Annotated in this window: 14 protein-coding genes; all 14 read left to right on the top strand. The window is 39.8% G+C overall.

What is annotated here, in order from left to right; translation table 11 throughout:
* The first annotated feature begins 168 nt into the window (after positions 1–168).
* The 14 genes from ND6B_RS12105 (at position 169) to ND6B_RS12040 (ending at position 19,854) form a co-directional block, all read left to right on the top strand.
* The gene (locus tag ND6B_RS12105; RefSeq protein WP_033103151.1) at positions 169–2,058 is read left to right on the top strand and encodes a methyl-accepting chemotaxis protein; all 1,890 of its coding nucleotides are present in this window, start codon (positions 169–171) and stop codon (positions 2,056–2,058) included.
* Positions 2,055–3,161 carry a GGDEF domain-containing protein gene (locus tag ND6B_RS12100; RefSeq protein WP_033103152.1) on the top strand — a complete coding sequence of 369 codons (1,107 nt, stop codon included), beginning with the start codon at positions 2,055–2,057 and terminating at the stop codon, positions 3,159–3,161. Before ND6B_RS12105 ends, ND6B_RS12100 begins: the two co-directional genes overlap by 4 nt.
* Positions 3,139–3,759: a DsbA family protein gene (locus ND6B_RS12095; RefSeq protein WP_033103153.1), complete on the top strand. Its 621-nt coding sequence runs from the start codon at positions 3,139–3,141 to the stop codon at positions 3,757–3,759. Before ND6B_RS12100 ends, ND6B_RS12095 begins: the two co-directional genes overlap by 23 nt.
* Positions 3,760–3,983: 224 nt before the next feature.
* On the top strand, positions 3,984–4,736 hold the full coding sequence (locus ND6B_RS12090) for a DUF3450 domain-containing protein (protein WP_033103154.1): 753 nt from the start codon (positions 3,984–3,986) through the stop codon (positions 4,734–4,736).
* A 10-nt stretch (positions 4,737–4,746) separates the two neighbouring features.
* Positions 4,747–6,114 carry a MotA/TolQ/ExbB proton channel family protein gene (locus ND6B_RS12085; RefSeq protein WP_033103155.1) on the top strand — a complete coding sequence of 456 codons (1,368 nt, stop codon included), beginning with the start codon at positions 4,747–4,749 and terminating at the stop codon, positions 6,112–6,114.
* A gap of 3 nt (positions 6,115–6,117) precedes the next feature.
* On the top strand, positions 6,118–6,645 hold the full coding sequence (locus tag ND6B_RS12080; RefSeq protein ID WP_033103156.1) for a MotA/TolQ/ExbB proton channel family protein: 528 nt from the start codon (positions 6,118–6,120) through the stop codon (positions 6,643–6,645).
* Positions 6,646–6,692: 47 nt separating this feature from the next.
* Positions 6,693–7,103, top strand: a complete 411-nt coding sequence (locus ND6B_RS12075) for an ExbD/TolR family protein (protein ID WP_033103157.1) — start codon at positions 6,693–6,695, stop codon at positions 7,101–7,103.
* Positions 7,104–7,109: 6 nt separating this feature from the next.
* On the top strand, positions 7,110–7,715 hold the full coding sequence (locus tag ND6B_RS12070; protein WP_008111498.1) for an energy transducer TonB: 606 nt from the start codon (positions 7,110–7,112) through the stop codon (positions 7,713–7,715).
* 37 nt (positions 7,716–7,752) lie between these two features.
* Positions 7,753–9,081 carry a tetratricopeptide repeat protein gene (locus ND6B_RS12065; RefSeq protein WP_033103158.1) on the top strand — a complete coding sequence of 443 codons (1,329 nt, stop codon included), beginning with the start codon at positions 7,753–7,755 and terminating at the stop codon, positions 9,079–9,081.
* A gap of 314 nt (positions 9,082–9,395) precedes the next feature.
* Positions 9,396–12,194 carry a hypothetical protein gene (locus ND6B_RS12060; protein WP_033103159.1) on the top strand — a complete coding sequence of 933 codons (2,799 nt, stop codon included), beginning with the start codon at positions 9,396–9,398 and terminating at the stop codon, positions 12,192–12,194.
* Positions 12,195–12,274: 80 nt separating this feature from the next.
* Positions 12,275–14,908: a TonB-dependent receptor domain-containing protein gene (locus tag ND6B_RS12055; protein ID WP_033103160.1), complete on the top strand. Its 2,634-nt coding sequence runs from the start codon at positions 12,275–12,277 to the stop codon at positions 14,906–14,908.
* 227 nt (positions 14,909–15,135) lie between these two features.
* Positions 15,136–16,275, top strand: a complete 1,140-nt coding sequence (gene asd / locus ND6B_RS12050; RefSeq protein ID WP_033103161.1) for an aspartate-semialdehyde dehydrogenase — start codon at positions 15,136–15,138, stop codon at positions 16,273–16,275.
* A 148-nt stretch (positions 16,276–16,423) separates the two neighbouring features.
* Positions 16,424–17,293, top strand: coding sequence for an MBL fold metallo-hydrolase (locus ND6B_RS12045; RefSeq protein WP_033103162.1), 870 nt, complete (start codon positions 16,424–16,426; stop codon positions 17,291–17,293).
* A gap of 341 nt (positions 17,294–17,634) precedes the next feature.
* Positions 17,635–19,854, top strand: coding sequence for a bifunctional diguanylate cyclase/phosphodiesterase (locus ND6B_RS12040; RefSeq protein ID WP_033103163.1), 2,220 nt, complete (start codon positions 17,635–17,637; stop codon positions 19,852–19,854).
* Positions 19,855–19,908 lie beyond the last annotated feature (54 nt).

Here is a 19,908-nt window from a genome sequence, read left to right on the forward strand (position 1 = left end):
TCTGCTAGTCTAAAAATTAAACGCACTGTGGCAAAGTCATCCTTGAAAGAACTAATTATTTATTATTATTTTTGTTCTTTAATTTCATTGAAGTCATATTTGCTAAGACATTCAGTTAAAAATTTGTTAAAAAGACACTGATAATAATGATTAATACTTAAGGTACTTATGTTTAGCTCGCTTAAATTCACCTCCAAAATCACCATTGCTGCATCATTAGTGTTAGTTTTAGTGTTAGGTGTTTTCACCATAAATAATTATTTTTCAATGCGGCATCAAACTCAAGAGCAGTTATCGCTGGTACTAGAGCAAAACTCTGAGTCTGTCTCTAAAAATATTGCAAGCTGGCTAAATAATAAATTAGCGATTGTGATCTCTATCGCAAAAACATACCAAGATGACGATGCGAAGTCTTTAACGCTTTCGCAATTAAATACCGCTGAGCTTGCGGGGGATTTTAAAAATACCTACATAGGTAAATCATCGGGTACGTTTATTTTAAATGATCAAAGTGTTGTGCTCCCCAGCGATTTTGATGCGACAAGTCGTCCTTGGTATAAATTAGTAGAAAATAAAACAACAACGGCTTTTACAACGCCTTATATCGATGTGACGACCAACGAACTGACAATTTCAGCCGTTGTCCCTATTAATAGTAATAGTCAATTTAAAGGGGTAGCGGGGGCAGATATTGATATGCAAACCATCGCTGAAATTATTGGAGATATTGATTTTTTAGGACTCGGTTATGGTTTTTTGCTTGATAATAAAGGGCAAATATTAAGTCACCCTGATAGCAAATTAAATTCAAAAACAGTCGCTGACTTAATTGGTAAAAATGCACCGTTAGCAAGAGAATTCACCGAGTATCAAGTAGCCGATGAAACCTCGCTGGTATCCTTTACTAAAATTCGTGGTATTGAAAACGTTGATTGGTATCTAGGTGTAGTAGTTAATAAAGATAAAGCGTATTCAAGTGTTTCTTCGTTTGGTCAAAAGGCAATTGTATTTTTAATTATTGGTATTTTAGTGATTGTTGCGTCACTGGAATTTTTACTGCGTTATTTGATGCGCCCTATGTATCGTCTCAATGATGCCATTAGAGATATAGCACAAGGTGAAGGCGATTTAACCTGTCGGTTAAGCGTTGAAAATGATGACGAATTTGGTCAATTGAGCAATTCGTTTAATATTTTTATAGAAAAAATCCAAAATTCAATAATTCAGGTTAAATCTTCAACGCAGTTACTGGAAACGGCAGTCGCTAAATTGGTCACGCAAACAGACTCAACATTAACTATGTATGACGACCAAAGTGAGCGCACCAATAGTGTGGCATCGGCAATCAACCAGTTTTCAGCCACCTCAACAGAAATTTCAACCAGCGCCAGTAATGCCTCGACACTTGCCAAAGATGCAGATCAATACTGTGCTAAGAATCAACAGACCTTAACAAACAACGTTTCAAGTATTCATCAACTGTCACAAAATATAGAGCAAGCGCAAGAAACCATAAATAGTTTAGACTCGCATACCGCTAATATAGGAAATGTACTGGCAGTAATAAAAGGGGTGAGTGAGCAAACCAATTTGCTGGCTTTAAATGCGGCGATAGAAGCGGCACGTGCTGGCGAAGCGGGAAGAGGGTTTGCGGTTGTTGCTGATGAAGTAAGGCAACTAGCACAGCGTACTCAGCAATCAACGCAAGAAATAGAAAATACCGTCATTGAATTGCAAAAAGGCTCAAGCTCTGCGGTTGAGCTTATGAAAACCAGTTTAGAAGAAAGTGAAAAAAGTGTTCAGCAAGCGGATGCGGTTGGCGATGTAATGAAACAAATAATCAGCGCGATAAAGCAAATAACCGACGCCAATCATAGTGTCGCTAATGCTACGGATGAGCAAAACCAAGTGGTTAAGTCATTACATAGTGATATTCACGTTATCAGCGACTTATCGACTCAAGGCCAATCAAACCTAAATCTTACTTTGGAAGAGTGTACCAAACTTAAGCATCAATTTAGTGACTTAGAGCGCATGGTTAAAAAATTCAAAGTATGATCAGTAAAACAAAAATAAATAAGCCAAGCTGGCTCAATTTAATCACTATTGACAGCGTTTATAGCTTTGATAAACAACGCCAAGTATTTTCGTTATTTACCATGATAGCGATTGCCTTGCTGTTAATTACCTATTTAGTAATTGCCAATCATCAAGTGTATGCACCAATCCTTACTATTGCGTTAATTGTGGTTAACGTAACGATTGTAGGGTGTATTATTTATTTTATGAAAACAAAGCAGATTGATGCAATCGCCCTCATCACTTTAGTGATTGTATTTGTGATGTGCTTAGCTTTGGTATACACCGGCGGTAAAGAAAACACTGCTTTATATTGGCTAATGTTTTATCCCGTTGCTGTATTTGCCATACTGGGTGTGAAGTTTGGCGCCTGGTTAAGCAGTGCCATGTTATTGAGCTGTATTGTTATGTTGTATGGCCCTGATATGGGGCAAGTTATTTATGGCGCGGTAGAAAAGACCCGTTTTGTTGCTGCATTTTCGCTGGTGTTGGTCTTTTCTTTTATCGGTGAGTATTTTCGTCACCGAAGCCACCTTGCCATTGCTGATATCACCTTAGAGCAAAAACAGCATGCTCATACCGATCAGCTTACCGGGGCGCCTAATCGTCGCTTTATTACCTCACATTTTTTAAAGCTCGCTGCTTCAAGGCCAGAACATTATTTGCCGCTGTCTATTTTACTCATTGATTTAGATAAGTTTAAACAATTAAACGACACCTACGGACATGATTTTGGTGATACGGTTTTAATTGAATTTACTAAGTTATTAGAGTCTCAGTTTCCTGCAACAGCGCTTAAAGCACGTTATGGCGGCGAAGAGTTTGTGGTTATTTTACCGCAACAAACAACCCTTGAGGCCAGCATTTTGGCCAACCGTTTTAGAGAATGTGTGCAAAACCATGTGATGCTAACCGACAAACATCAGCGAGTATCATTAACGTGTAGTATGGGTATTGCTCAGGCTAACAGTGTAGATGATTATAATAATGCGTTAAAGCAAGCGGATCAGTATTTATACAGCGCTAAGGCGCAAGGTAGAAATAAGGTGGTATCTGTACATGATCAACACGCCTCAGAGTAAATTGATATATGTACACGACCCTATGTGTAGCTGGTGCTGGGGTTATGCACCGACTTGGCATGCGCTTGAGGCTGCCTTGGCAAACAAACTTCCCATTGAGTACAGAGTGGGTGGTTTAGCTGCAGATACTGACTTGCCAATGAGTCAGGATATGCAGTTGCAACTACAAGCCATATGGCAAAAAATTAGTAGCCAGTTAGGCACAGAGTTTAATTTTGATTTTTGGCGAGACTGCCAAGCTCGCCGTTCTACCTATCCCTCTTGCAGGGCCGCTTTAATTGCTCGCAGTTTCAACAAAGAACCACAGATGATAGCGGCAATACAGCAGGCATATTATTTACAGGCACAAAACCCATCGGATGAAGCGGTTTTAATTAAACTAAGCGAAAAAATTGGTTTAGACGCCCATTTATTTGCACAGTTACTTCACTCAAATGAACTGGAGCGTCGCTTTGATGATGAGCTTAACTATGTTCGTAGTTTACCTATTCAAGGTTTTCCGTCGTTAGTATTAATACATAACAATCGCGCTTACCCTATTGCTATTAACTACACAGATTGGCGACAAACCCTGATTGAAATACAATCCTACCTGTAAACTTAATCCCACTACTTTCACCCCTGAATTGTAAAATAAGCCAATAAGGCTAATTTATTACCGCTGTCATAAAATCGACTTTTTTACGCAACACGCTTGTCATTTTTAATCTATACACTTTCGCTCATTGAAACTATCTCGCTTTAAATTGTTTTTTTGTAAACAAGATAAAGCGATTAATAAACACTAGCAAATCCGCTAATTAACGAGCAAAGGTGTATACGATGAAAGGCGTTAAACCATTAATTTTAGCTGGTATTGTAGCCGCAAGTGCAGCAGTCCACGCCAATGATTTAAACACGGTAATTGATAAAAGCAGCGAAATTAATAATTTAGCTGCGCAATCACAAACAAAAATAGACAAGATTGCAGATTCAATGCAAGGGCGTTTACAGCAATTCAAAACCCTAAATAAAGAAATAGATGGTTTAGCCGTTTATAACGCACAGCTTACAAAACAGTTAAATAATCAAATAGAAGAGATGGAATCGCTTAATTTATCGATGGATCAAGTATCGATTATTGAGCGCCAAATAACCCCTTTAATGCTTCGTATGATCACTGGGCTTGAACAGTTTGTTGCCTTAGACGTGCCGTTTTTAAAGCAAGAGCGAAAGCAGCGTCTTGAATCATTAAATGCAATGATGGAACGCGCTGATATTTCATCAAGTGAAAAATTCCGCCGTGTTTTAGAAGCTTACCAAGTTGAGGTTGACTACGGACGTACTATTGAAGCGTATACCGCATTACTTGATGTGGACAATAAAGAACGCGAAGTCGATTTTCTACGGATTGGTCGTTTAGAGCTAATTTACCTTACCCGCGATGGTAAACAAGCCGGTAGTTGGGATCAGCAGTCACATTCGTTTGTTGCACTACCAGACTCAACCATAAGTCAAATTAATAAAGGGCTTCGCATTGCTCGCAAACAACTTGCCCCCGATATGTTAACACTGCCAATTCACGCTGCAGAATAAGAGGTTTACCATGAAATTATTAACGAAAATGACAAAAATGGCCGTGTTTGCAGCCAGCTTAAGCTTTGTGGGCACCAGCATTGCCGCTGAGCCGATGAATTTAGATGCCTTATTAAAAACCTTAGAGCAGGGTAAATCAGCGCAATCAGAGCAAAATAAACAACGTGAACAAGAATTTGCAGCACGCCAAAAAGAACAAGTGCAAATGCTTAAAAACACCCAAGCTAAACGTAACCAAATGCTTAGCGAGTCAGAGCGTTTAGAGACGCAATTTGAAGAAAACGAAATTAAATTGGCTAATCTAACTGATACCTTATCAAAGCGTATGGGTTCATTAAAAGAGCTATTTGGTGTGCTACAACAAGTCGCTGGCGATTCAAGTAACAAGTTTGCGACCTCTGTGGTAACGGCACAGTTACCTGGACGTAGTACTTTTATGGATGAATTGGCGCAAAAAATGGGTTCAACTTCAAAGCTTGCGTCTATTGAAGATATAGAAAAGGTTTGGTTTGAGCTACAACGCGAAATGACCGAACAAGGAAAAGTAAGCCGCTTCAGTACTGATGTAATTGTTGACGGTGGCAATAGAGTACAAAAAGAAGTGGTACGTGTGGGTGCATTTAACCTTATTAGTGACGGTCAGTACTTAGAGTATACACCGGCCACCAATACCATTAGCCAGCTTACTCGCCAACCAAGTAGCCGCTTTACTGCGACTGCGTCTGATTTGCAGCAAACAAACACGGGTGTTGTACCGTTTGCGCTTGACCCAACAGGCGGCTCAATTTTAGGTTTGTTAGTACAAGCCCCTGATACCAGCGAGCAAGTTCACCAAGGTGGTGCGGTCGGTTACGTTATTTTAGGCGTTGGTTTATTAGCGTTATTAATTGCGCTAGAGCGTTTTGTATCGCTCATGCTGATGGGTGGAAAAATCCGTCGTCAATTAAAAGACGATACACCCCGTGATGACAACCCGTTAGGGCGCGTCATGAAAGTGAAAGATCAATACCCAAATGTGGCCTACGACACGCTTGAACTTAAGTTAAGCGAAGCCATTTTACGCGAAATGCCAAAAATCACCCGTAATTTAACGCTTATTAAAATTATCTCTGTGGTAGCGCCATTGCTGGGCTTACTCGGTACGGTAACTGGGATGATCAATACCTTCCAAGCAATTACTTTATTCGGCACTGGCGACCCTAAACTAATGGCAGGCGGTATTTCGCAAGCCCTGGTTACTACGGTATTAGGCCTTGTTGTTGCCATTCCAACGGTGTTTTTATACACCTTATTGAATACTCGCTCAAAAGGCTTACTGCTTATTTTACAAGAACAAAGTGCAGGTATTATTGCCGAGCGAAGTGAGAAAGGAGCTTAAACCATGGTGCTATTGATTGATTCAATCAATGCTATCCGTGATTTTCTCGACACGGGTGGCCAAGTTCTCTTGGTCATTGCCGTGTTAATTTTCGCGATGTGGTTATTGATACTCGAGCGATTTATGTACTTTTTTAATGGCTATCGACACTACAAAAAAGACGTTAAAAATACGTGGAAAACTCGTAGTGAACGCAACAGCTGGAACGCAGAGCAAATACGCCAAGCCATGGTGTCACGCGCCAGTATGCGATTAAACGCAAACTTACCACTGATTAATGTGATGGTGGCGCTGTGTCCACTTTTAGGGTTGCTTGGAACGGTTACAGGGATGATAGAAGTATTTGATGTAATGGCCATTACAGGTACAGGCAGTGCACGTTCTATGGCATCGGGTGTGTCAAAAGCAACCATACCCACAATGGCGGGAATGGTGGGTGCGTTATCTGGGGTGTTTGCCTCAACCTATTTACAACGTAAAGCAAAGCGTGAAGTTGAGCTATTGCAAGACGCAATGGTCTTGGATCATTAAGCATAATTAGAAAAGCGCAACGCGTTTTTTATTACAGGAGAGATAAAATGAGAGCCCCATTAGGTAATTTATTCCAAGAAGACGAAGCAGAAGAAATAAACATGACCCCTATGCTGGATGTTGTATTTATTATGCTTATTTTCTTTATCGTGACAGCCTCGTTTGTTAAAGAAGCGGGTATTGATGTAAACCGCCCAGAAGCGGCAACCGCAGTTAAAAAAGAGCGGGCTAACATATTAGTGGCCATTTCAGATCAAGGCGAAATTTGGATCAATAAACATCAAATAGATGTACGTGCTGTACAAGCCAACATTGAACGTTTAAAAGCTGAAAATCCACAAGGCAGTGTGGTTATTCAAGCCGATAAAAAAGCCACCACAGAAACCTTGATAAAAGTGATGGATGCCTCGCGTGCAGCGGGTGTATTTGATGTTTCAATAGCGGCTCAAGAAGGGTAACGAGTGATGCGTTATGTACTTGCGTTAATTATAGCGGGTGTGGTGACCTTTATGCTGTTTTTAGGTATGCAGGCATTGATCACCGGCGGAGAAGGCGCCATGACGGAGCCTGCAAAAGGGAATGTATTAGATTTTGTCCGTTTGAAAAAAGAAGAAACGGTACAAAAAAAGGAGCGTAAACCACAAAAGCCACCAACACCTAAAGAGCCGCCACCGCCAATGGAATCGCCACAAATGCAAAGTAGCGATAACAACGCTGCTAGCAACAACTTTGATTTTGCTGCCAATGTCGATGCTGATGTAAATCTAGCGGGTGGATTAGCATTAGAAACCAGTGATGGTGAGTATTTACCGATAGTAAAAGTGGCACCGGTATACCCAAGGCGTGCTTTGTCGCGTGGTATTGAAGGGTATGTCATTGTTGAGTTTACAGTGACCAAGCAAGGCACAGTGAAAGAGCCACAAGTTATTAAAGCCGAGCCAGAGTCACTGTTTGACAGAGCAGCGATGGATGCGGCCCTTAAGTTTAAATATAAACCGCGCGTTGTTAATGGCGAAGCTGTTGAAGTAGCCGGTGTGCAAAATAAAATTTCTTTTCAAATTAATGGTTAATTCTGTTAAGTAAGTAAAGAGTGAACGTGAGGCAATTATGAAATTAAAACTAACAACCAAGCTATTAAAGCTGAGTATGTTGTGCACTGTTGCAATCAGTGCCAGCGTTGTTACACCAAGTGCATTGAGTGTATTTCCGGGTATAAACTTGGCGACAGTACAGGCCGCTGAACAGCAAAAAACAACACGAGTGCCCGCACTGCGTGAAAAAGTATACAGCCAATTAGCTCGCGCCCAAAAATTAGCGGATGATGGCGACAGTAAAGCGGGCTTGGCTGCGCTTGACAGCATACAAGCGCGCTCATCAAGTATGAATTCTTATGAAATTGCGATGATGCATAACTTTTATGGGTTTATTTATTACAATGAAAATGATCTAGTAAAAGCGATTGCCTCATTTGAAAAAGTGATTGGCGAAGATGGCATTCCAGAAACACTGCGTTTGAGCACGACATTTAGCCTAGCGCAGCTTGCTATGGCTAACAGTGACTATAAAAAGGTGATTGCATTTTTAGACAAATGGGACGTCATAAACACTAAGCCTAAAACCGACGCCTATTATTTATTAAGGGCGCAAACCTACTATCAATTAAAAGACTATGAGCAAGGCCTGAGTTACATTACTCAAGCCATTAACTTAAGTGATAGTGAAGGTAAAGTACCCAAAGAAAACTGGCTGGTACTGCAACGCGCTATGTATTACTCACTTAACCAAACCGATAAAGTAGTGAGCGTACTTGAGCGCATGGTAAAACTGTATAACAAACCTGAGTATTGGGTGCAATTAGCCGGTATGTACGGTGAGACAGGTCAAGAAAAACAGCAGCTCAGTGTTTTAGAGGCTGCTTACCAGCAAGGATTTTTAACCTCTAAATCTGACCTAAGGCAGCTTGCGCAGGTGTATTTATATAATCAGCTTGCTTATAAAGCGGCCAGTGTAATGAGTAAAGCAATAGAGCAGGGGATTGCTGAACCAACAGCTAAAAATTATGCGTTTGTAGCCGAGGCCATGATACAAGCCAAAGAAGATACTAAGTCGATAAGTTACTTTACCAAAGCTGCAGTGCGTTCAGAGCATGGTAAATACGATCAGCGCTTGGCTGAAGTGTATGTAAACACAGAGCAGTATGACGAAGCTGCCGATGCAGCGCGAATGGCACTGGATAAAGGCGGCCTTGATTTTGAATCAAATGCGTTTGTTGCTTTAGGGATGGCGCAATACAATTTACAAAATTTTGATGCGTCTATCCTTGCGTTTGAACAAGCCGAAAAGCACAAAAAGTCGCAACGTTTAGCCCAGCAATGGATCAAATATGTAAAACGCGAAAAAGTGCATGCGCAAACATTAAAAACAGCACTGCTTTAATTTTTATAGTGCGATTATTAGTTCTTAATTGACGCACTAAAAACCATTTCATAATTGCACTACTCAAACCACACTAACATTTAGTTTGTGTGGTTTTTTTGCGCGCGCTTTTAAAGCAACCAATTGATTTTTAATTAATTAACATTGTCATTTTATGTTTATTAAAGTGTAACTTCATTGTCATATCACTCCCGTATTGTACTTCGTATTCGATAACTCAAGTGACCTTAATGCATGAGTATCGTGCCTTAAAGTGACTTAAGTTATTACTTAATGCGCTAATAAAATAATTAAATATCTTAACGGAGTGAACAATGAAATTATCTGGTTTATTTAAGGTCAGCCTTTTGGCTTCTGCAATTACACTCGCTGGTTGTGGCGGTGGTGATATTAACATTAATGTTGAAGAAACAGTAACACCACCTACACCTACGGATCCAACTACACCACCAGTGACAACTGATCTTCCAGGTGAATATAGCCAAAGTCTTTCTACTGAAGTTTCTACTGCTTTAGGACGTGATGTGACCGTTCAAGTGCTTTCTGGTGAAATTACTGAAGATATTACATTAACAACAGATGCTTTCTGGGCACTTGATGGTGCAGTGTTTGTTGGTAAAGATAAAGCAGACAGTGCAACCCTTACAATTGAACCTGGTGCTGTGGTATTTGGTAATAATGGTTCAGACTACTTAGTAGTAAGTCGTGATTCAAAAATTGAAGCAACAGGGACTAAAAACGATCCAATTATCTTTACATCAAAACAAGATGTAATGGGTGAAGCAACGGCTGCTGGTCAATGGGGCGGCATGGTTTTACTAGGTAATGGTATTTCAAATAAATGCCCAGCTGAAGGTGATTGCGCACTGCAAGTTGAAGGTGTTGAAGCTGGTGCCGTATTTGGTGGTACTGATAATGCGGATAGCTCTGGTACTTTAAAATATGTTGTTGTTAAAAACGCCGGTTATGAACTATCAACGGGTAATGAGCTAAACGGTATTACTTTTGGTGCCGTAGGTTCTGGCACAACCGTTGATTACTTACAAGTACATAATAACTCTGATGATGGTGTTGAGTTCTTTGGTGGTGCAGTAAACTTAAAACATGTTGTTTTAACGAGCATCGACGATGACAGTGTCGATTGGGATAACGGCTACCAAGGTAAAATGCAGTTTGTGTATGTTGAGCAAGATAAAAACTCAACGGACGCTAACCGCGGTATTGAAGCTGATAATGACGGAAAAACGCCTTCAAAAGAACCTAAATCATTACCTATCATTTCTAACTTAACCATTATTGGTAATAACTTTAAAGGTGAAGATGAAGCTGAAGGCATCTACTTACGTGAAGGTACCGGATTGCATTTGTATAATACTGTGATCACCGGTTCTGATGAAATGGGTGAATGTTTAGAAATAGAAGGGATCGCGGTAGATAAGGACGGTAATGCATTATTTTCAGACAGCGAAACCGTTAATAATGCTAATGATGGCACAATTTTAATGCAAAATACCTTCATGTCTTGTACTAATGGCGAAAACTTCAAAAATCCTAAGGGTGCAGATGGTTCTACGTTACTAGAACTTGAAACTTGGTTTACTAATCAAACAGGCAACGTTATTAACGACAAACCTATGCTTGGTGTTAATGGCCAACCAATAGCAGGTTCACCTTTATTAGGTGCCGGCCAAGATGTTGCTAATACTGTTGATGCATTCTTTGATACCGTTGATTTTATTGGTGCTTTGAATGATTCTGATGATTGGCGTCAAGGTTGGGCATTTGGTTATGGTGGTGGTGAAGTGACTGCACCTGCTGCAGTTGCAGGTTGTCCTGCAGGTACGACTTCGATTTCACCAGCGGATAACGTAACGACAACATGTGAAATATCAGGCCGTATAACGTCAGACTTAACATTAACAGCGGGTAACTTATACGCAGTTGATGGCGCTGTTTTCGTTGGTAACGATAATGCTGACTCTGCAACTCTAACTGTTGAGCCTGGCGTTACTGTTTATGGTCGTAACGGTAAAGATTATATTGTCATTAGCCGTGGCTCTAAAATTGACGCCAACGGTACTAAAGATAAGCCGATTTCGTTTACCTCAAGACAAGATGTTGCTGGTCAAGCAACAGCTGCAGGTCAATGGGGCGGTTTAGTTCTATTAGGTAATGCACCATCTAATAAATGTCCAGAAACAGGCGAGTGTGCGCTACAAGTTGAAGGTGTTGAAGCGGGTGCAGTTTTTGGTGGTACTGATACAGCTGATAACTCTGGTACATTACGATATGTTCGCGTTATGAACGGTGGTTATCAATTATCTATTGGTAACGAAATCAACGGCATTACGTTTGGTGCTGTGGGTTCTGGTACTACTGTTGAGTATTTACAAGTGCATCAAAATGCTGATGACGGTGTTGAGTTCTTTGGTGGTAATGTTCAGGCTAAATACCTTGTGCTAACTAGTATTCAAGATGACAGCATCGATTGGGATAATGGTTTCCAAGGTAAGCTTCAGCACATCCTTGTTAAGCAAGCTGCAGATAACTCAGATGCTAACCGTGGTATAGAAGCCGATAATGACGGTAAAACACCATCTAAAATGCCTAAATCAAACCCAATGATTGCTAACTTAACCATTATTGGAAATACCTTTAAAGGTGAAGATGATGGTGAAGGTATGTACTTCCGTGAAGGAACGGGTGCGCAAATCTATAACACGATAGTAACAGGGCCAGTAGGCATGGGTGAGTGTTTAGAGGTTGAAGGTATTCCAGTAGATGAAAATGGTGCACCAATATTTACTGAAAGTGAAACAGTTAAAAATGCACAAGATGGCACCTTAATGATTAAGTCATCGGTTATCGCCTGTTCTGAGAACTTCAAAGACCCAAGTGGTGTTGATTTTAGCGTAGAAAACTGGTGGACAGCGACGTTAGGTAACTTAGTCGCATCAGGACAAACTGACGTAGTTAATGGTATCTATACTATTGATACAACAACTCCTACAGATGTAAACGCTGTAGATAGCTTCTTCGATACTACATCACACATTGGTGCTGTATCGAGTGATAATGACTGGACAGCTGGCTGGACAGTAGGTCTGGAATAACACAGTAAGAATGGGTGCTAGCACGTAGTACTAGCACCTTTTTTAACACTTTCTGTAACTTATTTCAGATAGAGGTAAACATGAAACAGTTTTCTAAAAAGTTTTGCTTATCCACACTTTCCGCAGCAATTTTATGTAGTTTAAGCGTTTCAGCACATGCTGCTGAAGCCGAAGATGAGGCTGTACTTGAAGAAGTTGTGGTTAGCGCAAGTCGCTTAAAAGGCACTGCAACAGCTGTGCTTGAAGAGCGAAAACAACAAGCATTTGTTGCTGATATTATGGGGGCTGAGCAAATTTCCCGTAGTGGTGATAGTGATGCAGCATCTGCGTTACGCCGTGTAACGGGTTTAACCTTAGTCGATGGTAAATTTATTTATGTACGCGGTTTAGGTGAGCGCTATTCCAGTACTCAGCTAAATGGTGCTGCTGTACCTAGTCCTGATCCGACTCGCTCAGTGATCCCGCTTGATTTATTTCCATCAGGAATTATTGAAAGTTTGTCTGTGCAAAAGTCTTATTCTCCTTCTATGCCAGCCTCTTTTGGTGGTGGTAATGTGGATATACGCTTAAAAAGCATTCCAGACCAATTTGTTTTTGATGTATCAGGTCAGCTTGGGTATAACACCAATAACTTTGATGATGGCATTGAGTACAATGGCGGCTCGAACGACTGGTATGGTGTTGATGATGGCACCCGTGAAATACCAGATTCAATCATGGATATTTATAACTCTGGGCAATCATTAGATGATCTCACACCAGAGCAAAGTCGTGCTTTAGCACTTGATTTAAACCGTGATTATGACCCGCAAGCAACAAGTGTAAACCCCAATACTAAGTTTACAGCAACACTGGGTAATAGTTTTGAGTCAGGTGATTGGCGTTACGGCTTTTTATCAGCGGTTAGCTATGATAACAAATATTTTGTTGGCGAAGAGTACCAAGGCGAAGACTTCCGTTTAGGTGAGAACAGTGCTGCTATGGTGCGTGGTTACGACCAAATCACTGCCACTGAGCATAATGTAAAAATGTCTGGAATGGTTAACTTTGGTATTGAGTATAATAATGCTCATCGCATTGACCTAAGTACGCTGATTTTACGCGACACCGAAGATAAAATTCGTGATCGCCTAGGTATTGATGAAAATAATAACCAGTCAGATAACAAGCGTATACGCTCATATGATGTAAGTTATGAAGAAAGAGAGTTAATAGTTAACCAAATCAAAGGTATGCATACATTCGATTTTCTTAACTATGCAGGTTTTGATTGGAAATACTCAAACGGCCGCTCAAACCGTTATGCACCAGGAAATATGCAGACGCGGTTCATTGTTAATGATGCAAACGAAGATGGTAATTATGATTTAGTTAATGAAATCGCATTAACCAATGCCACAACGGCTGCTCGTTATACATTCCAAGATCTTAATGATGAAGTAGAAAACTACGGGTTTAATTTTACTTTTCCAATCATGTTAGATGGTTTGGATATAGAATTAAAATCAGGTGCTGATTATGTCTCTAAAGAGCGCTCAGCTTCGAATCGTCGCTTTGACATAAACACTCGCGCATTTAAAGACCTTGATTTAAATGGCAATGAGCTGAATACGATTCTTTCTGATGATGCAATAGCTAACGCAGAACTAAATCTACCCATACTTAATGATACAACGTTTGCAGGTGATGATTACCGCTCAGCACAAAAAACAGATGCTTATTATTTTGAAGCTGATTTTTTCTTCAATAATAAATGGCGTTTGACAGGTGGCTTACGTTGGGAAGATTTCAGGCAAGTGTCAGTGCCACTTGACCCGTTTACTGGTGGCTTAGATCCTTCAATCGATTATGATGATTTAGGTAACTTAGCGTTTCAAGAAGATGATATTTATGGTGCGCTTGCATTCACTTATATTCAGGACGACCAAACACAATGGCGTTTAAGCTACGGTGAAACGGTTGTACGTCCTGATTTACGTGAGATATCTGAATCTACTTACATTGATCCGTTAACTGAATATCCTGTTGGCGGTACGCCTGGATTACGTACAACGCAAATCAAAAATTACGATTTCCGCTGGGAAAACTACTTTGATACTGGTGAAAACTTCTCTGTTGGTCTGTTTTATAAAGACATGATTGATCCAATTGAGTCGGTGCAATCTCCTTCTCAAGATGGACCGCCACTTGTACGTATTGCCAATGCTGAAGATGGCTATGTTGCCGGCGTTGAGTTTGATTATCTTAAAGATTTCACTTTCTTAGGTGGTTTTTGGCAAGATGTATTTATGAGTGGTAATGTTACACTCAGTGATTCTGAGATAAACCTAGACCGTCAAGCTATTGTTGATCAAACTGGTGTATCTGCGGCGATCACTAATACTAAACGTCGTTTAACGGGACATTCTAAATATGTTGTGAATATGCAGCTTGGCTATGATGCACCATCAGGTGAACATGCTGCAACATTGGTTTATAACGTATTTGGTGAGCGTATTATTATCCCTGGTATAGAAGGGCAAGATGATTGGATGGAACAGCCATTCCACTCAGTTGATTTGAATTATACTTACTACCCTGATTTTAACTCAAGTATTAAGTTTAAAGTGCTTAATATTTTGGGGCAAAAATCAGAAATTGAATCTGCTGGTACGCTAACTCGCTCAAAAGAAAAAGGGACTGAGTTCTCTGTTGAGTACAAATATCAGTTCTAATTCAAAATAGCCTAGGAAGGCGAATATAAAAACTTACAATAATTGCCCTACCTTGTGTAGGGCTTTTTTTGTGCCGTTATTAATTTCAGAATTAAAAAAAGCATATGAAATAATTTTAAGTTAGCTGTTATTGACTAGTTTTGCAGGGTATAGGGTGCTAGATTAACTGTTCTAAAAATTAAATCTCACGCAATGAATTTTAATTTTTAATGAATTAGGTATTTCTTATGACTCAAACAGTGGAACAAACAATGAAAAAAGTAGGATTAGTCGGATGGCGGGGCATGGTTGGCTCTGTATTACTAGAGCGTATGCAACAAGAAAATGATTTTGCTCATATCGACACCACTTTTTTTACCACCTCACAAACCGGCCAACTTGGCCCTGATTTAGCGGGTGCAGCTAAACCGCTTTTAGATGCCAGCGATATTTCTGAGCTTGCAAAAATGGACATTATTGTTACCTGTCAGGGTGGCGATTATACCAATGCGGTGTATCCAAAATTACGTGAATCAGGTTGGGATGGCTATTGGATAGATGCAGCCTCTGCACTGCGTATGAGTGACGACAGTATTATCGTACTTGACCCTGTTAACAAAGATGTCATTGAACAAGGGCTAGAGCAAGGCGTTAAAACCTTTGTAGGTGGTAACTGCACGGTTTCACTTATGCTACTAGCGCTGGGTGGTTTATTTGAGCAAGACCTAATCGAATGGGTAAGCCCAATGACTTACCAAGCAGCATCGGGCGCGGGTGCACGCAATATGAAAGAACTCATAGCTCAAATGGGGGCTATTCATGCAAGTGTTTCACAGCAACTAGATAACCCAAGTTCAGCTATTTTAGAAATTGATAAAATAGTCAGCGAAAAAATGGCATCAAGCGATTTGCCACAAGACCAGTTTGGTGTGCCACTGGCGGGTAGCTTAATCCCATGGATTGATGTGCCTATGCCAAGCGGTCAATCTAAAGAAGAGTGGAAAGCGCAAGTTGAAGCCAACAAAATCTTAGGCTCATCTAAACAACCTGTGCCTATTGATGGTTTATGTGTACGCATTGGTGCAATGCGTTGTCATAGCCAAGCGATGACCATTAAATTACGTGAAGACATTAGCGTAGAAAAAATAGAAGAAATTTTAGCCTCGCACAATGAGTGGGTTAAAGTAATTCCTAATGAGCGTGACATTACCAGTACCGACTTAACCCCAGTTAAAGTAACCGGTACGTTAAGTATACCTGTTGGCCGTATTCGCAAACTCGCCATGGGGCCAAAATATATCAGTGCCTTTACCGTAGGCGATCAGCTTTTATGGGGCGCAGCAGAGCCACTGCGTCGTATGTTACGTATTATTGTTGATAATAAATAATATTTACTTTGAGGGTTAGCATTTGCTAGCCCTTTTTATTTAATAATTAAATCGCTAATATCTTCATAGCCTTTACCAACGTTTATATTATTGCTTCCGGTCATTTTTATTAATTCAAGTGATGAGTTCAGACTTATTGGAGAATATTATGCACAGTAAATTTCATGTTCACGCATTTCTTGATGACGATAGCGAAACCTTTAGTTATGTTGTTTCTGATAGTAACTCTCAGCAAGCAATCTTGATTGATCCCGTTTTAAATTTTGATTATAAATCAGGTCGCAGCTGTGAATCAGGCGCCAAAAAAATCGGCGAGTACCTTCAAAGCCATTCTCTTTCATTAGAGTGGGTTCTCGAAACACATGCTCATGCCGATCATATCTCTGCAGCTCCTTATTTTAAAAAACACTTTGGCGCTAAAATCGCCATAGGTGAACATATCAAAACGGTACAACAAAGCTTTAAGGCGCTATTTCATCTTGAAAAAGAATTTTTACCCAATGGGGCTGATTTTGACCGACTATTAAAAGATGGAGATAGTTTTAATGTTGGCCAGTTATCAATACGAGTAATGCACACACCGGGGCATACACCCGCCGACTTAGTTTACATTATAAATGAAGAGGCCATTTTTGTTGGTGATACGATTTTTATGCCTGACGTAGGCACTGCAAGGTGCGACTTTCCTGGTGGTAGCTCTGAAACATTATACGATTCAATCCAGAAACTACTCTTGATGCCCGATGAGGCAACAATTTATGTATGCCATGATTATCCGACTGAAAAACGAAATCACCGTTTTGCGGTCACAGTAAAAGAACAAAAAGAAACAAATATTCATGTAAAGACTAAAATAAGCAAAGAGCAGTTTGTTGAAATGCGCGATAGCCGTGACGAAGAATTACCTATGCCTCGCTTAATTTTACCTGCTATTCAAATGAATATTAGAGCTGGCAACCCACCTCCCGCTGAAGATAACGGCATAAGCTACCTTAAAATTCCCTTAAACCAATTATAGTTCAATATCATAATGATTATTCGGATAGAGTAATAAGCACAAGTAAATTTATTGTATTTAGATGAGCGCTTAACCATCTCTCATACCTGAATATAGCATGGTTATTTTTATAAAATAGGCGTGATAATTTTACGTTGCAACATCGTATAACTACCTAATAATTATGATAAGTTGCTTAAATCCGTTTTAATGCCTACTATCAATGCTCAACTAAACACTCGTTTGAATCTGTATAATAATTTCATCGCAAAATGCTATTTAAATGTTGCATTTATTCGCCAGTTTTACGCATAAACCTGACTACAGGTTTTTTATGATATTTATATTCTTGGGAAGCATAAATGAATAGCATTGAGCAACTTCAGTCTGAATTAGCTATCGCACATTCTCGAATATCTGAGCTAGAAACAAGCTCAGCCCAAAGCCATATCTTTTTAAATATTTTTAATTCCTCGCCTTTGCCTTTTGCATTAAATGACGTATATGGAAATATTATTAATGTAAACCCCATGTTTACAAGGCTTTATGGTTATAAACTTAGCGATATTCCCACACTAAATGATTGGTGGCCCAAAGCCTACCCAAACCCTAAATACCGTGAATGGGTGATCAGTTCATGGGAAAAAAACACTGAGCGAGCAAAAAAAACAAATACCGACTTTGAACCTATAAAGTTAGATGTACATTGCAAAAATGGTGCACAACGAACCGTGCTTGCCAGCTGTGCGCCCTTAACCGATTTTGAGCAAATGTATTTGGTGATTTTTTACGATATTACTGATTTAACGCAGGCAAATAGTAAAATAAATATATTATCTGACTCATTGACGCAAATGACTCTTTCATTAGAGCAGCAACATAAAGAACTTATTCTCGAAAAAGAAAAAGCGCTAGCCAATGAAGAGCGTTTGAGTTTAGCTATGCAAGGCGCAAATGATGGCTTATGGGATTGGGATATAGCCAACGATAAAATGTATTACTCACCCCGCTGGAAATCAATGTTAGGTTATGCAGAGGACGAGCTGGTTGATCATTTCTCAACCTGGGAAGGCTTATTACACCCTGACGACCTAGAACAAACGCTTGCGCAGATCCAATCTTTTATAGATGCGAAAATAAAAAAATATGAAGTCGAATTTAGAATGCGCCATAAAGACGGCCATTATATCAATATTTTATCTCGTTCTTTCATGGTTGAAAGTGAAGAAGGGGAGATCACCCGTTTAGTCGGTACTCATATTGATATTACAGCACGAAAAAAATCAGAGGAAAAACTCAGTTATCAGTCTACTCATGACTCACTAACGGGGTTGCTAAATCGCAGAGAGTTTAAACGTCGAACAGAGCTACTACTTGCTGTTCCTGCTCATAACCGGCCTGTTCATGCTTTATGTTATATGGATCTCGATCAATTTAAAGTTGTAAACGATACTTGCGGTCACTCAGCGGGTGATGAATTACTTCGCCAACTTAGTTTTATTCTGGAAAAAGCTGTTCGGCAATCAGACATAGTGGCGCGCCTTGGCGGAGATGAATTTGCTATTTTAATGGAGGATTGCTCGTTTAGTGATGCGCACCGCATAACACTCTCTATTCAAAGCGCTATTGAGGACTTTCAATTTATATGGGAAGGGCGAAGTTTTCGTATTGGTGCCAGTATAGGGCTAATGCAAATTACAGAAAAAGCACTCGACTTTATCGAAGTGTTAAAAGTAGCCGATGTTGCCTGCTACATTGCAAAGGATAAAGGGCGAAATCGTATTCACGTACATTATGAAAACGATAAAGAATTGGTACAAAGGCAAAGTGAAATGCTGTGGGTAAACCGTATTCAATACGCGATTGATGAAGACAGCTTTCGCCTGTATGCGCAAGCAATTGAACCGCTGACCAGTGATTCAAATAAACATTACGAACTGTTACTAAGAATGATTGATGAGCATGATAATGTTATATCGCCTGGTGCATTTTTACCCGCAGCCGAGCGTTATCATTTAATTGTAAAAGTGGACAGATGGGTTGTTAAAAACGCCTTTAGTTTAATTGTTCGTAACGCTGCTTTTCTTAAAAATATTAACTTTGTTTCTATTAATCTTTCAGGGCAATCGCTGACTGATGAGAGTTTTCTTGATTTTATTATTGAGCAACTACAAACGCTAGGGGTAAACAGTCATAAAATTTGTTTTGAAATTACAGAGACGGCAGCTATTTCAAATTTAGAGCTTGCAGGAAAGTTTATTAATAAGCTGAAAAATTTTGGATGTCGTTTCGCACTTGATGATTTTGGTAGTGGGTTATCATCATTTGGGTACCTTAAAAATCTTAAAGTTGATTACCTAAAAATTGATGGCATTTTCGTTAAAGATATCGCAAGTGACCCAATAGATCATGCTATGGTTAAAGCTATTAATGAAATAGGTCAAATTATGGGGATGAAGACAATTGCTGAATTTGTCGAAACCGAGCAAATTAAGTCTATCTTAAAACAAATGGGAGTCGATTACGTTCAAGGTTATGCTATCCATAAACCACAGTCCTTGAGTGAACTATTTGAAAAGTAACCTCTCATCTTTATTAAATGATATTCATGATTTATGGTGACCATACAAACAGTA

Origin of the sequence: Pseudoalteromonas sp. ND6B (assembly GCF_000764215.1) — a bacterium.
Classification (GTDB): Bacteria; Pseudomonadota; Gammaproteobacteria; order Enterobacterales; family Alteromonadaceae; genus Pseudoalteromonas; species Pseudoalteromonas tetraodonis.

Excerpts from the sequence above, each read along its gene's own strand:
- ND6B_RS12105 (WP_033103151.1), top strand. The coding sequence starts at position 169 with ATGTTTAGCTCGCTTAAATTCACCTCCAAAATCACCATTGCTGCATCA.
- ND6B_RS12100 (WP_033103152.1), top strand. The coding sequence starts at position 2,055 with ATGATCAGTAAAACAAAAATAAATAAGCCAAGCTGGCTCAATTTAATC.
- ND6B_RS12095 (WP_033103153.1), top strand. The coding sequence starts at position 3,139 with ATGATCAACACGCCTCAGAGTAAATTGATATATGTACACGACCCTATG.
- ND6B_RS12090 (WP_033103154.1), top strand. The coding sequence starts at position 3,984 with ATGAAAGGCGTTAAACCATTAATTTTAGCTGGTATTGTAGCCGCAAGT.
- ND6B_RS12085 (WP_033103155.1), top strand. The coding sequence starts at position 4,747 with ATGAAATTATTAACGAAAATGACAAAAATGGCCGTGTTTGCAGCCAGC.
- ND6B_RS12080 (WP_033103156.1), top strand. The coding sequence starts at position 6,118 with ATGGTGCTATTGATTGATTCAATCAATGCTATCCGTGATTTTCTCGAC.
- ND6B_RS12075 (WP_033103157.1), top strand. The coding sequence starts at position 6,693 with ATGAGAGCCCCATTAGGTAATTTATTCCAAGAAGACGAAGCAGAAGAA.
- ND6B_RS12070 (WP_008111498.1), top strand. The coding sequence starts at position 7,110 with ATGCGTTATGTACTTGCGTTAATTATAGCGGGTGTGGTGACCTTTATG.
- ND6B_RS12065 (WP_033103158.1), top strand. The coding sequence starts at position 7,753 with ATGAAATTAAAACTAACAACCAAGCTATTAAAGCTGAGTATGTTGTGC.
- ND6B_RS12060 (WP_033103159.1), top strand. The coding sequence starts at position 9,396 with ATGAAATTATCTGGTTTATTTAAGGTCAGCCTTTTGGCTTCTGCAATT.
- ND6B_RS12055 (WP_033103160.1), top strand. The coding sequence starts at position 12,275 with ATGAAACAGTTTTCTAAAAAGTTTTGCTTATCCACACTTTCCGCAGCA.
- asd (WP_033103161.1), top strand. The coding sequence starts at position 15,136 with ATGACTCAAACAGTGGAACAAACAATGAAAAAAGTAGGATTAGTCGGA.
- ND6B_RS12045 (WP_033103162.1), top strand. The coding sequence starts at position 16,424 with ATGCACAGTAAATTTCATGTTCACGCATTTCTTGATGACGATAGCGAA.
- ND6B_RS12040 (WP_033103163.1), top strand. The coding sequence starts at position 17,635 with ATGAATAGCATTGAGCAACTTCAGTCTGAATTAGCTATCGCACATTCT.